This window comes from Nonomuraea sp. NPDC049141 (assembly GCF_040648415.1).
Lineage (GTDB): Bacteria > Actinomycetota > Actinomycetes > Streptosporangiales > Streptosporangiaceae > Nonomuraea.
The window spans coordinates 335,512-349,713 of the sequence record NZ_JBEZDR010000009.1 but is presented as its reverse complement, the minus strand read 5'-3'; the positions used below and the strand labels follow the sequence as shown (position 1 = coordinate 349,713).

Sequence of the window (14,202 nt, the reverse complement as noted above, 5' to 3'; positions counted from 1 at the left end):
TGGTATGCCCACGATGGCCCTGGTCGCCGCCGGTGACCCGAACCTCGAACTGATCCTCAAGGTGCTGCCCGCCCTGGTCGTCATCCTGCTGGTCGCCGGCCTCTGCGGCCGGCTGGCGCTGATGGTGATGCAGCCGCGGGTGCTCGGCGAGATGGTGGCCGGCGTCCTGCTCGGCCCGACGCTGTTCGGCTGGCTGTTCCCGGAGGCCCAGGCCGCCCTGTTCCCCAAGGAGGTCAGGCCGGTCCTGTACGTGCTGAGCACCATCGGCCTGACCCTGTACATGTTCCTGGTCGGCGCCGGGCTGGACCACAGCGCGCGATCACCCGGCGAGGTCCGCCGGGGTTCGGTCCTGGCCGGCTCGGGCATCATCCCCTCCCTGGCCCTGGGCTTCTGCAGCGGCCTGGTCCTGTACGACCTGCTCTCCCGCCCGGACGTCAGCCGGTGGGAGTTCGCCCTGTTCCTCGGCGGCGCGCTGTCGCTGACCGCCTTCCCCATGCTGGCCAGGATCCTGTACGAGCGGAGGCTGGAGAACTCCCCGCTCGGCCGGCTCACGCTGATCGCGGCCGCCATCGACGACGCCCTGGCCTGGTGCATCCTCGCTCTGCTGTCGGCGATCCACCTCGGCTCGGGCTCCGGCGGCGCGCTGCGCACCATCGGCCTGGCCGCGCTGTTCGCGGTGGTGATGCTGGCGGTGGTCCGCCCGCTGCTGCGGCCCCTGGGCACGAGCTTCGTGCGAACCGGCCGGCTCGGCCCCGGCGCCATGTACGTCGTCATCCTCGTGCCGCTCACCGCCGGCTGGCTCACCGACTGGATCGGCGTGTACGCCGTCTTCGGCGGCTTCGTCGCCGGGCTGACCATGCCCCGCGATCCGGCCTTCCGCAAGGTGCTGCACGGCCGCATGATGGACGTCGTCTCGACGCTGCTGCTGCCGGTGTTCTTCACCTTCTCGGGGCTGAACACCCATCTCAACGGCATCGCCGGTGGCGCCATGCTGCTGGCGTTCGCGCTGATCCTGGCGGCCGGCTTCAGCGGGAAGTACTTCGGCTGCTCGCTGGCGATGAGGGGAATGGGATTCGGCTGGCGCGAGTCGTACGCGGTGGGCGCGCTCATGAACGCGCGGGGGCTGATGATCCTCATCTTCATCAACATCGGCCTGGCACAGGGCATGATCACGCAGGAGCTGTTCGCCATGCTGGTGCTCGTGGCCGTGATCACGACCGCGGGGGCTCTGCCGCTGTACAAGCTGGCGCTGCCGGAACGCCTCGAACAGGCCAGGAGAACCGAACCCGAAGAGCCCCGCCCCTTGGAGGAGGCAACCTCGGCTTGATCTTCATTTCACGAAATGTCAATGCCTGTCGGGACCCTGGTAATTCCGCGGCAGTGATGCCACGGTGGGTCCGTGGCTGGGACATCGGGTACAGCCGGCTCACCCTCCCGTCGGCTGTTACTCGTCGAAGACGACCGTGAGCTCGGGGGCATGTTGGTAGACCTGTTCACCGACGAGGGATACACGGTCGACCTGGCTCTGGAGGGGCAGCGCGGCCTGCACCTGGGGCTGAGCCGCGCCTACGACGCCATGATCGTCGACCGGGGCCTGCCGGTGGTCGACGGCATCGACCTGCTGCGGCGGCTGCGCCGGCAGGCCGTCACCGTGCCGGTGCTCCTGCTGACCGCCTTCGGCACGGTCGCCGACCGGGTCGCCGGGCTGGACGCGGGCGCCGAGGACTACCTGGTCAAGCCGTTCGAGATCGACGAGCTGCTGGCCAGAGTGCGGGCGCTGCACCGCAGGAACCTGGACCAGGCCGGGCTGCTGCCCGTCGGCGCGGGCCGGCTGGATCCGGCGGCGCACACCGTACGACTGCCGACCGGCGAGGAGGTCACGCTGTCCGGCCAGGAGTGCCGGCTGCTGCACGCGCTGGCGACCCGGCCGCGTCAGGTGCACACGCGGGCCTCGCTGCGGGAGCGGGTGTTCGACGGCGCCAGCACCGACGCGATCGTGGACACCTACGTCTACTATCTGCGCGGCAAGCTGGGACCGGGCATCGTCAGCACCGTACGAGGTGTGGGCTACCGCCTGGGTGAGCTGTGAGGGGGCGGGAGGCGGCCGATCCGGAGCGGCGGCTGCTGACCGGGGCCCGCCGCCGGATCACCGTACAGGTGGCGGGCGCGATCTCGTTGGTGCTCGCCCTCTTCGGAGCGGTGGTCTTCGGCGTCACCCTGAACGACCAGCACGACTCCGCGCGGCGTGACCTGGCCGCCGCGACGAGCCACGGCTCCGTCACCCACCCGCCCCCCTGCGTCTGGCTGTTCGAGCTGCGCGACGGCACCCTGCGGAGCTCTCCAGGGGCACCGGAGGCGCTGCCCCTGGACGGCGCCCTGTACCTGGCCGCAGGTAGCGCGCCGCAGGTCGACCAGGTCGAGCTGGCCGGGCAGAGCTATCTCGTGCGCACCGAGCGGCACGGTGACGTGGCGACCCAGGCGGTGATGGACCTTCGCTACCAGGCCGCCGAACGGCATCGGCTGCTCCGCACGCTCGGCGCCGCCGAACTCGCCGCGCTGCTGGCCGCGCTGCTGATCGGCCAGGTCCTCGCCCGCCGGGCGATCGCGCCGCTGGGCGAGGCCCTGGCCCGCCAGCGCAGGTTCGCCGCCGACGTCAGCCACGAGCTGCGCACCCCGCTGACCCGCCTGCACACCCGCGCCCAGCTCGTCGCCCGCCAGCTGCGGCGCGGAACCGACCAGATCCTGGTCATCGACGAGGTCGACCAGCTGGTCACCGGCTCCCGGCAGCTGGGCGAGGTGGTCGAGGATCTGCTGGTGTCGGCCCAGTTCAAGCAGCTGCGCCGGCCGTTCGTCCCGGTCGACCTGGCCGCGCTGGCCGAGGAGCAGGCCGTGGCCGAGGCGGCGCGCGCCGCGGCGCACGGCGTGACGATCGAGGTACGCCGCCAGGGGCTCGACGACCACATCGTGCGCGGGGCCCAGTCGGCGCTGCGCCGGGTGATCGCCGCGCTCCTCGACAACGCGCTCGGCCATACGAGCATGGGGGGTCATATCTGGGTGACGGTCTCCGGCGGCTCGGAGGTGGTGGAGCTCAAGGTGCGCGACGACGGCGTGGGCCTGGATCCGGACGACTCCGAGCGGCTGTTCGCCCGGTTCGTGGGCCAGGGCTTCGGGCTGGGGCTGGCCCTCGTACGGGAAGTGGTGGACGGGCACGGCGGGACGATCACGGCGGACGGGCGGCCGGGCGCCGGAGCGGTGTTCACCGTCCGCCTGCCGGCGGACCCCGCCGCCTCGCACTGCCCGCCGCCACCGCCCAGAAGCGAACCCACCGACCACTCGGACCGCTCGGACCGCGAGCCGGAGCGGCGCTTCTGATCTCATCGTCGGGATCCGGTCAGCGCACGAACCCGTTGACGATCAGCGGGAGAGAGGCGTCCAACCCGACGACGTTGAGCACACCCGCGTCTTTCGGGTCCGCGATCGAGTAGCCGGCGGCGGTCATCGCCGCGACCACCACGCGGGCGTCCCGGTTGACCCGTCGGCGGTAACCGTCGAGCGCCTGGCTCGCGTGGGAGCGGCCGGCCCACGTCTCGTTGTCGGTCAGGACGACGATCCCGTCCACGGTCATCCGCTCCTTGGCCGCCCAGGTGAACGGCAACGACAGGTCCGTGCCCCCGCCCGAAGGCTCCCACTCGGCGATCTCCCGCAGGTTGGTACGCGGCGTCACCTTGGAGGCGTGCACGGCGGTGTCCACGTCGATGACGTGCACGTTCTCCTCGATGCGGGCGAGCATGACGGCCATGGCGCAGCCGACCTCGTACGGACTGCCGACCGGCGACCCACCCACCCTGACACCGTCAGACCACTGGCCGCTCATCGACCCGGACGAATCCACGGCGACGAGTAACCGCTTCCCGGTCGGCTCGACATTGCCGAAGGACAACTCGTACGTCTCCTCCAACGCGTCCAGGATCGCCGGGACCGGCGCCCACGTGTGAGCGTCGGCGCGCGGGTTCGGCTGGGCCCGGCCGGAGGCGTAGACGCGCATCGCGAGCCAGGCGTCCATCGGATGGACGCGGGCACGCAGCAGCGCGCCCCGATCGGTCAGCCGGGCCACGGCGCGCCGGGTGGCGTCGCCGAGCGGCGTCAGTGTGCCGAGCCGGGTCATGCGGGCCAGGTTGCGGATGAGCGCGGTCATACCGACCGTGTCGACCAGGGCGTCCCACACCTTCGGCTCGCGCAGCATCGCGTCCGGGAGGAACTCCCAGGGCACCCGCGACTCGTTCACGACCCGGATCGCCTCGTCGACGCCGGTGACCGCCTTCGCCGTGAGGAACCGGTCCACGGCCGGCAGCACCTCGCGGGCCCGCTCGTCCGTGACGTTCCCGGCGATCCAGCCGAACAGTGTCCTGCGCTGCTCGTCGTCGGCGACCGGATGGGCGACCCGCAGCACGTCCCGCAGGCTGAACGCCTCGCCCTGCGGCGTCCTGCGCTGAGCGGCCTTGCATGCCTTGAACGCGACGTCGTCCGCGCTCCCGGTGAGGAACCAGGAGCCGAGCGCGGTCCGCAGCGACCGGCCCACCACGGGCGAGGTCCCGCGACCGGTCACCTTGCCGCCCAGGTTCTTGTGGTAGCCGAAGAACTGGGCCAGCTGATCGGTCGTGCGCGCGACCTTCGCCAGCGCCGCCTTCGCCGCCTGCCTGGTGCCGGCGTCGCCCTTCGCGTACGCGGCGGCCAGAGCGAACAGGGCGGGCCGCTGCTTCGGAGCACGCGGCGGCCGAGCCGTCGAGATCGCGGTGAGCAGGGCGACGACGCGCGGGCCGTCCTCGGCGATCGCCTGGAACAGCACGTCGGCGTTCTCCGCCGTCAGCTTGTCCTCGCTCACGTAGTAGGTGCCGCCCGTGGTGCCGAGGATGAGGAAATCCTCCAGCTTGTTCCACAGGTCCTTGTCGAAGACGTAGCCGCCGGCGGCGTTCTGCACCTGGTCGGTGCGGCCGGGAACCCGCTGCGTCTGCGGAGTGGCGATCGCGGAGACCGCGGCGAGGGGATCACGTGCCATGGTGCGCTCCTTCCGTTCGACCCGCCCGAGAGCGGATATGCGAAAGGGGAGCGGATGTGGTGATGACCACCCGCTCCCCTTGCTCGTCAGGCCTGGAACCGGCACGGATGTGGGGATGCCCACCGGCGTTCGGTGCTCTGGCCAGCTGAGCTACACAGACCGAAGCCTGTGACGGGATTCGAACCCGCGACAACCCCATTGGAAGTGGATAACCGACGGGCTTCGACCCGTGCCGGCACCAGACCCGATGAACTGGTTCCCACGTTACTGATCAACGCGACGCGCCACACCTGATTATCGGGACTCTCCCGGAGCCCGCGTTCAGGGGACTGCCGGCGACCTCAAGCCTCGCCGGCCGCGGCAGCGGCGTTCCCCACCACGCCGAGCAGGACCCCCCATCCAGCGGTTCCGAGGAACTGCGCCGTCTGCCGAAGCCTGCCGCGCTTCTCCTCGTCAGGCTCCCCCTCGGCGGCGGCTTCGAGACCGGCGATGATCTGCCTGGCGAGCAGTTCGGCCGGCCCCCCTCCCACGACCCGCCGGGCCTCACCGGTCGGGCTGTGGATGCCGTCGATCTCCCGCCCGGCCGAATCGGCGCCCGTGACATCGGTGAACCGGAAGAACGGCGGCCGTTCACCGGCGAGAGCGGCGAGCGCCCGCCGCACCTGCTCCGGGTCCATGCGGAGCCGTTCGACGATCTGGTGCGGCTGGATCAGCGCCGCGCCCTCATCCGCCATCTGGACGATCGCCGTGAGTACGGGTAAGTCGTGGTCTTTCCAGGTCATGTTCGCTCCAGAAGTACATCGGTTCGTCCGTCGCAGTCTCCTCCAGGCTTGGTCCCCGTGGGGCGCACATGTTGACGCGGGGTGCCGGGAACTCTGCTCACGGCCGCCACTTCTCCAGGTATGCCGCGTGGCCGGCGTACGGGAGGGCGAGGAGGCGAACGACCCCGACCGCCATCGCCTTGGTCGTGTTGCCCTCATCCACGGGCAGGAACTCGGCCTCGGCGACGAACCCCACCAGCTCATCCAGGATCCGCCGTTTGGCCTCGATCTCCTGCAGCACGCGGGCCGGAGCGTAGCGGGCCAGATAGGCGGCAGTGGCGCGCGCCTGATCGCCGCTCGAAGCTGCGCCCTCGTCCTCTTCGGCGTTCGACGGCCACGACACCGGCGATGCGGCACGCGCTCCCCGCTCGTCCTCGTGGAGCCTGGCGCGGAGAAAGGCGATCAGCTCGTTCATTTCAGGCTCTCCATGATCGGGGCTGTCGTCTGCGCCATCGTAGAGCCGAAGTGCGACGCCGCCCCTCGGCAGATCGGAGATCCGTCGCCCGAGCGCCGCATGAACGTCGGTGCGATCCTGCTGGAGGCCTCCATGTCCGGGCCTGCTCAACTGTTCGCCAAGCTGCGGGCAGGCCGAACGATCACGGAGATCCGGCGTCCAGCGTTCGGCGGCGGCTTCGAACACTCGCAAGTAGCTCAGGACATTCCATGCAGGTTGCGTTCGCTCGAACCGACCCACATGTCCAGGACGTCGGACAGCGAGACCGTGTAGAAGCCGGCCCCCAGTTCCCCGGCGATGGCGCGCGCGAGAAAGGTCTTGCCGCATCCCGGAGGTCCGTACAGCAGGAGGCCACCAGGAAGGCTACGGCCGTAAAGACGACGCATTTCCGGATTACGCATAGGGACGAGGAAGGACGCCTCCAGGCGCCGTTTCACTTCCTCCAGCCCGCCGACATCCGACAAGGTCACGTCAGGACGCTCGCCCCCGTCATCCGGACGCAGACGATCCGCCGCCCGGGAAAGGACGGCAAGCGCCTCGGCGTTGCCGGGATCACGTTCCAGAGCGGCGGAGCAGTGCGCGAGCGCGGCCGCCGAATCCCCCTGATCGACGAGCAGGTCCGCGACATGAATGCGGAGAGGCACGTCGTCTGGGCGGTCCTCCACCGCCGCGAGAAGACTCCGTAAGACAGCAGGAAACCCGCCATTCTCTATGACATCCCCCAGAGGAACCGAAAACGCCGAGCTGCGCACATGCAACGGCCCGCCACAAATCCGGATTAGAGTACATCGCTCGACTTCGAGGAGGTCATGAATTCCGTCGACGCGCTAACGCCCGGCCAATGAGGTCATATACGGCCGTCAACCGCGGCGGATTCCGATCGGGCGGCCGGCGGATGGGCGAGGGAGTCGACAAGGCGCGCCAGCAGGTCCCTGAGCAGGTCCTGTTCGGCGCTCGCAGCGAGTAGCCGGGGCACGCCGGCCTCCACCTGCCTGCTGAGCTGCCGGTGGAGTCTGCGGCCACGCGGGGTGAGGTAGGCGCGAATGCGACGCCGGTCGATGTCGTCGACCCGGCGATAGACCAGACCGTCGTCGACGAGCTGGTCCATGAGCTTGGTGAGGGTGCCCGGCGGGAGGAAGGCGTGCTCGGCGACCTCGGTCATGTGGTGGCCGGTGCCGTCGGCGAGCAGGGTGATCACCCGCCAGGCGTCCAGCGAGTAGCCCTCGGCGTTGAGGATGACGGCGAGGCGCCGGCCGAGTAGCCGTTCGGCTCGCGTCAGCAGGTGGAACAGATCCGGCGGCTGATGCGTACCCGGAACAGCCATGACCCTCCTTGATCGGGGAAGGTGTCTCATGCTACAGACCGGTTGCAGCTTCCGGAATGGTGTGGAAATCATGCCCTTGACCAGGAAGCATGGCGTCATGCCGCGGTTTGACAGGCAGTTCCCTGGATCGCCGGACCCGTCGCCGCGTGGTCTCGCCGATGGCGTCGACCTGAGCGGCGAGACGGTGAACGTGGCGCTGGTGGTGCCGATGCGGGGCCCCTCCGGGATGTTCGGGCCGGCCTGCGAACTGTGCGCGGAGTTGGCCACCGACGAGGTGAACCGGGCCGGGGGCGTACTGGGGCGCGAGCTCCATCTGGTGCCGGTCGACGGGGGCGCCCCGCCGGACCGGGTGGCGGCCGAGGTGGAGGCGCTGGTGTCGCTGGGCGCGGTGCAGGGGGTCACCGGCTGGCACATCTCCTCGGTACGCCAGGCCCTCGCTCCGCGCGTCGCCCACCGGGTGCCGTACGTCTACACGGCGCTGTACGAAGGCGGCGAGCGTACCGACGGCGTGTTCATGACCAGCGAGACCCCGCTCGACCAGTTGTCCCCGGCCATGCGGCTGCTGGGACGGGAACGGGGGCTGCGGCGCTGGTTCGTGGTGGGCAACGACTACGTCTGGCCGCGCGGTACCGCGCGGGCCGCCCGCCGGTACGCGGCGGAGTGCGGGGCGGTCATCTGCGGCGAGTCCTACCTGCCGCTGGGCACCCAGGATTTCGGCGAGGTCCTGCGGCACATCGAGCGGAGCGAGGGCGACGCGGTGCTGATGCTGCTGGTCGGCAGCGACGCGGTGCGTTTCAACCGGGCGTTCGCCCGCAGCGGGCTGGACCAGCGGTGCCTGCGGCTGAGCACGCTGATGGACGAGAGCATGCTGCTGGCCAGCGGCCCCTCGGCGACCAACGGGCTGTACAGCACCGCCGGCTTCTTCGCCTCCCTGACGACTTCGGAGAACCTGGATTTTCACGGGCGGTACGCGCGCAGGTTCGGGGTGGACGCGCCGCCGCTGGGCAGTCTCGGCGAGTCCTGCTACGAAGGAGTACTCCTGCTGGCGGCGCTCATCGAGCAGGCCGGAACGCTGGACGTGCGGACGATCGTGGGCCACGCCGACACGGTCTCCTACGAAGGCCCGCGCGGGTTGCTGCGAATGCGGCGCCGGCACATGCGCCAGCGCATCTACCTGGCCGAGGCACAAGGGCTGGAGTTCGATGTGGTGGCCCAGTTATAGGCCGGGCTTGACAGCGTACGCGCCGCACCTCCAAGATTCTTCCTACAGGAAGGATCTGCGAGGGACTCGCAGGTCGGACGGCTGCGAGCGTCACGCGACGAGCCCGGGCGGGAGCCTTCGGCGCGGCCCGCGCAGCCACCTTGCGACAATTCTCGAAAAGCCGGCGCACACGACTTGTGCGGCGGCTTTTTTTGTTTCAGGTAAGCGCCCTTTCACATCAGCTAGAAACAGCTACTTAAGGGCTGCGAAACATCTCCGTAATGGCTTTCGCTGACGCTGACTATGCCAATCGATCGCATTCCTTTTTAGCGAGACGGCGAATCAGCAATGCGTGGCTTCGTCATCGAATTCCACGGTTCACGCTCCCTGGCGGAGCGGAGGAGGTTTCCATGTACCGGGTTCGCGGACGCCGCGCGGCGGCGGGTGCGGCGATTCTCGTCGCCGCGCTGACGCTTGGCGCGTGTGGCAGCAAGACCGACCAGACCCCCACTGCCCCGGCTGCGGCCGACACGTCGGGCTCGACCGTCAAGGTCGGACTGCTCAACTCGCTGTCCGGCACCATGGCCATCAGCGAGGTGACCGTCAAGAACTCCCTCATGCTCGCCGTGGACGAGATCAACGCCGCCGGCGGTGTGCTCGGCAAGAAGATCGAGCCGATCAGCGAGGACGGCGCCTCGGACTGGCCCACCTTCGCCGAGAAGTCGCAGAAGCTCATCAGCCAGGACCATGTCGCCGCGGTGTTCGGGTGCTGGACCTCGGCCAGCCGCAAGGCCGTCAAGCCGGTGTACGAGAAGAACCAGGCGCTGCTGTTCTACCCCGTCCAGTACGAGGGCCTGGAGCAGTCGCCGTACATCTACTACACCGGCGCGACCACCAACCAGCAGATCGTGCCCGCGCTGGACTACCTGAAGGCTCAGGGCAAGACCTCGCTCTACCTGGTGGGCAGCGACTACGTCTTCCCGCGCACCGCCAACAAGATCATCAAGGCGTACGCCGCGGCCAACGGCATGAAGGTGCTCGGCGAGGACTACGCGCCACTGGGCTCCACCGAATTCTCCACCATCACCAACAAGGTGAAGGCCGCGGGCGCCGACGCGGTGTTCAACACCCTCAACGGCGACAGCAATGTGGCCTTCTTCAAGGAGTACAAGTCCGCCGGACTGACCGCCGACAAGATGCCGGTGCTCTCGGTGTCCATCGCCGAGGAAGAGGTCAAGAGCATCGGCACCCAGTACCTGGCCGACCAGTTGACGGCGTGGAATTACTACCAGACCACTCCGGGCGCGGCCAACGAGAAGTTCGTCAAGGCCTACAAGGCCAAGTACGGCGCGGACAAGCCGACCAGCGACCCGATGGAGGCCGCCTACGTGTCGGTCTACCTGTGGAAGGCGATGGTGGAGAAGGCCGGCTCCTTCGAGGTCGCGAAGGTCAAGGCGGCCAGCGCCGGGGGCGGCATCACCTTCGACGCGCCGGAGGGCAAGGTCACGGTCGACGGCCCGACACAGCACGTCTTCAAGACCGCCCGCATCGGCAAGATCGGCTCTGACGGCCTGATCACGGAGGTGTGGAACTCCGGCCAGCCGGTCAAGCCCGATCCGTTCCTGAAGGGCTACAGCTGGGCCGGCGGCCTGACCTGACAGCCGACCGGGTGAGCCGGTCCGACCGGCTCACCCGCCCACAGTCCACCCCCTCACGATCCGGAGGTCCGACCTGTGACGCTGGTCTTCAGCCAACTGTTCACCGGCATCAGCATCGGCGCGGTGCTGCTGCTCATCGCGCTGGGCCTGTCGCTCACCTTCGGCCAGATGAACGTCATCAACATGGCCCACGGCGAGTTCATCATGGCCGGCGCGTACACCGTGTACGTCCTGCAGCAGATCATCACCAGCGCCGGAGCGTCGTTGCTGGTCGCCCTGCCGGTGGCGTTCCTCGTCGCCGGGACGATGGGCGTCGTGCTGGAGTTCCTGCTCATTCGCCGGCTTTACACCCGGCCGCTGGACACCCTGCTGGTCACCTGGGGTGTCTCACTCATCCTGCAGCAGCTGGCCAGGGACATCTTCGGCGCCCCCAACGTGCAGACGCACGCGCCGGAGCTCCTCAGCGGCAGCACGAAGATCTTCTCGACCGGCACCGGCGATCTGGTGCTGGCCAACAGCCGCCTGTTCATCCTCGCCCTGGCCCTGCTGGCCGTCGCCGCGCTGACCCTCCTGCTGCGCACGACCCCCCTGGGCCGTCGCATCCGCGCCGTCGTGCAGAACCGCGATCTGGCCGCGGCCTCCGGGATACCCACCGGCCGGGTGGACCGGTTGACCTTCTTCATCGGCTCCGGGCTCGCCGGCATCGCCGGGGTCGCGCTGACCCTGGTCGGCCCGATCGGGCCGACGATGGGCACCAACATCATCATCGACGCCTTCCTCGTCGTCGTGGTCGGCGGCATCGGGCAGCTGAAGGGCACGGTGATCGTGGCCTTCGCCCTCGGCTTGATGCAGTCGCTGGTGGAGTACTCCACCACGCTCAGCGTGGCCAAGGTGCTGGTGTTCCTCACCATCGTGGCGTTCCTGCAATGGCGGCCACGGGGCCTGTTCACCCTGCGCACCCGGAGCCTGGCATGAGCGCCGACGGCTTGGCACGCTGGGGCGGCCGGTTCGCCGCGGGCGCTCCGGCGCGTACGAGGGCCGGGTTCGCCCTCGCCGCGCTCGCGCTCTTCGCGGTGGCACCGCTGGTCCTGGGCGACTTCCGGCTGAGCCTGCTGGCCAAGTACCTGTGCATGGCGATCGTGGCCGTCGGCGTCGGCCTGGCCTGGGGCCGGGGCGGGATGCTCGCCCTGGGCCAGGGCGTGTTCTTCGGGCTCGGCGGATACGCGATGGCGATGCACCTCAAGCTCGCCGACGCCGGTCCCGGGAATCTGCCCGACTTCATGCAGCTCTACGGCCAGGTGGAGAGCCTGCCCTGGTGGTGGGAGCCGTTCGCCGACCCGTTCTTCGCGATGGCGGCCGTCGTGCTGCTGCCCATGTTCCTGGCGTTCCTGCTCGGCTCGCTGGTCTTCCGCCGGCGGGTGCGCGGCGCCTACTTCGCGATCCTGTCCCAGGCACTGGCCGCCGCGATGGCGATCTTCCTGATCGGTGAGCAGGGAACCACCGGGGGCACCAACGGCTTGACCGACATCCAGGGCTTCTTCGGCTACAACCTCGACGACCCTGTCAACCAGCGCATGGTCTACTTCATCATCGCCGGCTGCCTGTTGCTGATGCTGGCGGCGGCGCGGCAGCTCATGCACAGCCGCTATGGCGAGCTGCTGGTCGCGACCCGGGATGCCGAGGAACGGGTCCGCTTCCTCGGCTACGACCCCGCCAACGTCAAGCTGGTGGCCTATGTCGTGGCCGCGGGCATGGCCGGCCTGGCCGGCGCCTTGTTCGTGCCCGCGGTGGGCATCATCTCCCCCGCGCTGATCGGTGTCGTACCCTCCATCGAGTTCGTCGTCGGAGTGGCCGTCGGCGGCCGGGCGACCCTGCTCGGACCGGTTCTCGGCGCGATCGGCGTGGCCTGGGCGAAGACCGCGTTGTCGGAGCAGTTCCCGGCCGCGTGGACGTATTTCGAAGGGTTGCTGTTCGTGCTCCTGGTCGCTTTCCTACCGGGTGGTATCGCATCCGTGTCCGGCCTCATCCGGCGTCGCCGTGCCGCCGACGGCACCGCCCGGAGGGCGGCACCCGCCGGCGAAACCGCACCGCCCATCGCTACCCCTATCCCCGCCTCTGCCCCTGCGGACACGAGAGAGGTCGCCCAGTGAGCACCGAAAGCGCCGCCGGGCTGCGGATCCGTGACCTGAGGGTGGTCTTCGACGGCTTCGCCGCCGTGGACGGCGTGGACATCGACGTCCCACCCGGCGACGTGCGTTTCATCATCGGGCCCAACGGCGCCGGGAAGACCACCCTCGTGGACGCGGTCACCGGCCTGGTGAAGGCCTCCGGCTCGGCCTCGTTCGGCGGTCAGGAGCTGCTCGGCCGGAAGGTCCACCACATCAACCGGCTGGGCATCGGCCGCACCTTCCAGACCGCGACCGTGTTCGAGGAACTCACCGTGCTGCAGAACCTCGACATCGCCGCGGGAACCGGCCGCGGCCCGCTGACCATGCTGCGCAGGCGCAAGAGCGTGCCGGACGGCGTGGCCCAGGCGATGGAGGCGATCGGGCTGGCCACGGCGCGGAACAACCTCGCCGGCACCCTCGCCCATGGTCAGAAGCAGTGGCTGGAGATCGGCATGCTGCTGGTGCAGGACGCCAAGCTGCTGCTGCTCGACGAACCGGTGGCCGGCATGAGCCACGATGAACGCGAGGCCACCGGCGAACTCCTCGGGCTGCTCAGCGAGGAGCGCACCGTCGTGGTCATCGAGCACGACATGGACTTCCTGCGGCGCTTCGCCCGTACGGTCACCGTCATGCATGCGGGCCGGAAGCTGAGCGAGGGCACCGTCGCCCAGGTGCAGGCGGACCCGAAGGTGCAGGAGGTCTACCTGGGACACGCCGGCGCGACCGCCGCGGCTGCAGGGGAGGCATGATGCTGGAGTTCGACGGGATCGATCTGGGATACGGCCGGAGCATCGTCCTGCGCGCGTTGTCCTTGACCGTTCAGGACGACGGGGTGACGGCGGTGCTGGGCCACAACGGCGCCGGCAAGAGCACGCTGCTACGGGCCGCCATCGGCCTGCTCAAGCCCCGCACGGGCACGATCCGGCTGGGCGGGCAGGACATCACCGGGCTGGCCCCGCACCAGCGGGTGGCCCGGGGAATGGCCTACGTCCCGCAGGGACAGCAGTGCTTCCCGCACCTGACCACCGCGGAGAACCTCCAGCTCATCGCCGATGGCCGCCGTAACGGGAAGGCCGCCACAGCGGAGGCGCTGGACCTGTTCCCCGCGCTGGCCGGCCTGATGAACCGCCGAGCGGGCCTGCTCTCCGGCGGGCAGCGCCAGCAGTTGGCCATAGCCCGGGCACTGATCACCGAGCCGAGGCTCCTGCTGCTGGACGAGCCGACCGAGGGCATCCAGCCGTCGGTCGTCACCGAGATCGAACAGACGATCCTGGCGCTGGCCGGCCGCGGCGGGATGTCGGTGTTGCTGGTCGAACAGCACGTGGGGTTCGCGGTGAAGGCGGCGCAGCGGTACTACGTCCTGGAAGCCGGGCGGGTGACGTCGTCGGGCCGGGGTGGTGAGGAGGCCGAGTCCGCCGTCCGCCAGGCGCTGACCGTGTGAGGAGACCCCGACCCGATACGAGCAGATCCTGCTCGGACTCCGCGCGGGGCTTTCTGCCCGCCCGCCGGAACCCGGCTTG

General features: G+C 69.6%; 14 protein-coding genes. 9 read left to right on the top strand and 5 right to left on the bottom strand.

Annotated features, from left to right (window positions below; translation table 11 throughout):
- Positions 1-4 precede the first annotated feature (4 nt).
- The 3 genes from AB0B91_RS28350 to AB0B91_RS28340 all read left to right on the top strand — a co-directional run bounded on the left by AB0B91_RS28350 (position 5) and on the right by AB0B91_RS28340 (position 3,372).
- Positions 5-1,327 (top strand): cation:proton antiporter, encoded by a 1,323-nt coding sequence (locus tag AB0B91_RS28350; RefSeq protein WP_358325691.1) that lies wholly within the window; start codon positions 5-7, stop codon positions 1,325-1,327.
- 72 nt (positions 1,328-1,399) lie between these two features.
- Positions 1,400-2,089: a response regulator transcription factor gene (locus AB0B91_RS28345; RefSeq protein ID WP_358325689.1), complete on the top strand. Its 690-nt coding sequence runs from the start codon at positions 1,400-1,402 to the stop codon at positions 2,087-2,089.
- Positions 2,086-3,372: a HAMP domain-containing sensor histidine kinase gene (locus AB0B91_RS28340; protein WP_358325686.1), complete on the top strand. Its 1,287-nt coding sequence runs from the start codon at positions 2,086-2,088 to the stop codon at positions 3,370-3,372. The genes AB0B91_RS28345 and AB0B91_RS28340 overlap by 4 nt, the downstream gene beginning before the upstream one ends.
- A 19-nt stretch (positions 3,373-3,391) precedes the next feature.
- Here AB0B91_RS28340 and AB0B91_RS28335 read toward each other — a convergent pair whose 3' ends face one another.
- The 5 genes from AB0B91_RS28335 to AB0B91_RS28315 all read right to left on the bottom strand — a co-directional run bounded on the left by AB0B91_RS28335 (position 3,392) and on the right by AB0B91_RS28315 (position 7,655).
- Positions 3,392-5,056, bottom strand: a complete 1,665-nt coding sequence (locus AB0B91_RS28335) for a TROVE domain-containing protein (protein WP_358325683.1) — start codon at positions 5,054-5,056, stop codon at positions 3,392-3,394.
- Between the two features lie 341 nt (positions 5,057-5,397).
- Entirely contained in the window at positions 5,398-5,838 is a 441-nt protein-coding gene (locus AB0B91_RS28330) for a hypothetical protein (protein WP_358325680.1), read from the bottom strand.
- A gap of 97 nt (positions 5,839-5,935) precedes the next feature.
- Positions 5,936-6,292, bottom strand: coding sequence for a DUF6221 family protein (locus AB0B91_RS28325; RefSeq protein ID WP_358325677.1), 357 nt, complete (start codon positions 6,290-6,292; stop codon positions 5,936-5,938).
- A gap of 236 nt (positions 6,293-6,528) precedes the next feature.
- Positions 6,529-6,996, bottom strand: coding sequence for an ATP-binding protein (locus tag AB0B91_RS28320; RefSeq protein WP_358325670.1), 468 nt, complete (start codon positions 6,994-6,996; stop codon positions 6,529-6,531).
- A gap of 182 nt (positions 6,997-7,178) precedes the next feature.
- Complete coding sequence (locus tag AB0B91_RS28315; protein WP_358325667.1) at positions 7,179-7,655, bottom strand: MarR family transcriptional regulator; 477 nt, start codon at positions 7,653-7,655, stop codon at positions 7,179-7,181.
- A gap of 97 nt (positions 7,656-7,752) precedes the next feature.
- On the opposite strand from AB0B91_RS28315, the gene AB0B91_RS28310 reads away from it, so the two are divergent.
- The 6 genes from AB0B91_RS28310 (at position 7,753) to urtE (ending at position 14,123) form a co-directional block, all read left to right on the top strand.
- Positions 7,753-8,877, top strand: a complete 1,125-nt coding sequence (locus AB0B91_RS28310) for a substrate-binding domain-containing protein (protein ID WP_358325664.1) — start codon at positions 7,753-7,755, stop codon at positions 8,875-8,877.
- A 389-nt stretch (positions 8,878-9,266) separates the two neighbouring features.
- Positions 9,267-10,514 (top strand): urea ABC transporter substrate-binding protein, encoded by a 1,248-nt coding sequence (gene urtA / locus AB0B91_RS28305; RefSeq protein ID WP_358325662.1) that lies wholly within the window; start codon positions 9,267-9,269, stop codon positions 10,512-10,514.
- 75 nt (positions 10,515-10,589) lie between these two features.
- Entirely contained in the window at positions 10,590-11,489 is a 900-nt protein-coding gene (gene urtB, locus AB0B91_RS28300; RefSeq protein WP_358325659.1) for an urea ABC transporter permease subunit UrtB, read from the top strand.
- Complete coding sequence (gene urtC / locus AB0B91_RS28295; protein ID WP_358325656.1) at positions 11,486-12,664, top strand: urea ABC transporter permease subunit UrtC; 1,179 nt, start codon at positions 11,486-11,488, stop codon at positions 12,662-12,664. Before urtB ends, urtC begins: the two co-directional genes overlap by 4 nt.
- Complete coding sequence (gene urtD, locus AB0B91_RS28290) at positions 12,661-13,431, top strand: urea ABC transporter ATP-binding protein UrtD (RefSeq protein ID WP_358325653.1); 771 nt, start codon at positions 12,661-12,663, stop codon at positions 13,429-13,431. Before urtC ends, urtD begins: the two co-directional genes overlap by 4 nt.
- Positions 13,428-14,123 carry an urea ABC transporter ATP-binding subunit UrtE gene (urtE, locus tag AB0B91_RS28285; protein WP_358325650.1) on the top strand — a complete coding sequence of 232 codons (696 nt, stop codon included), beginning with the start codon at positions 13,428-13,430 and terminating at the stop codon, positions 14,121-14,123. The genes urtD and urtE overlap by 4 nt, the downstream gene beginning before the upstream one ends.
- The last annotated feature ends 79 nt before the right edge of the window (positions 14,124-14,202 follow it).

Excerpts from the sequence above, each read along its gene's own strand:
- AB0B91_RS28335 (WP_358325683.1), bottom strand. The coding sequence starts at position 5,056 with ATGGCACGTGATCCCCTCGCCGCGGTCTCCGCGATCGCCACTCCGCAG.
- AB0B91_RS28315 (WP_358325667.1), bottom strand. The coding sequence starts at position 7,655 with ATGGCTGTTCCGGGTACGCATCAGCCGCCGGATCTGTTCCACCTGCTG.
- AB0B91_RS28330 (WP_358325680.1), bottom strand. The coding sequence starts at position 5,838 with ATGACCTGGAAAGACCACGACTTACCCGTACTCACGGCGATCGTCCAG.
- urtC (WP_358325656.1), top strand. The coding sequence starts at position 11,486 with ATGAGCGCCGACGGCTTGGCACGCTGGGGCGGCCGGTTCGCCGCGGGC.
- AB0B91_RS28350 (WP_358325691.1), top strand. The coding sequence starts at position 5 with ATGCCCACGATGGCCCTGGTCGCCGCCGGTGACCCGAACCTCGAACTG.
- urtE (WP_358325650.1), top strand. The coding sequence starts at position 13,428 with ATGATGCTGGAGTTCGACGGGATCGATCTGGGATACGGCCGGAGCATC.
- AB0B91_RS28325 (WP_358325677.1), bottom strand. The coding sequence starts at position 6,292 with ATGAACGAGCTGATCGCCTTTCTCCGCGCCAGGCTCCACGAGGACGAG.
- AB0B91_RS28310 (WP_358325664.1), top strand. The coding sequence starts at position 7,753 with ATGCCGCGGTTTGACAGGCAGTTCCCTGGATCGCCGGACCCGTCGCCG.
- urtA (WP_358325662.1), top strand. The coding sequence starts at position 9,267 with ATGTACCGGGTTCGCGGACGCCGCGCGGCGGCGGGTGCGGCGATTCTC.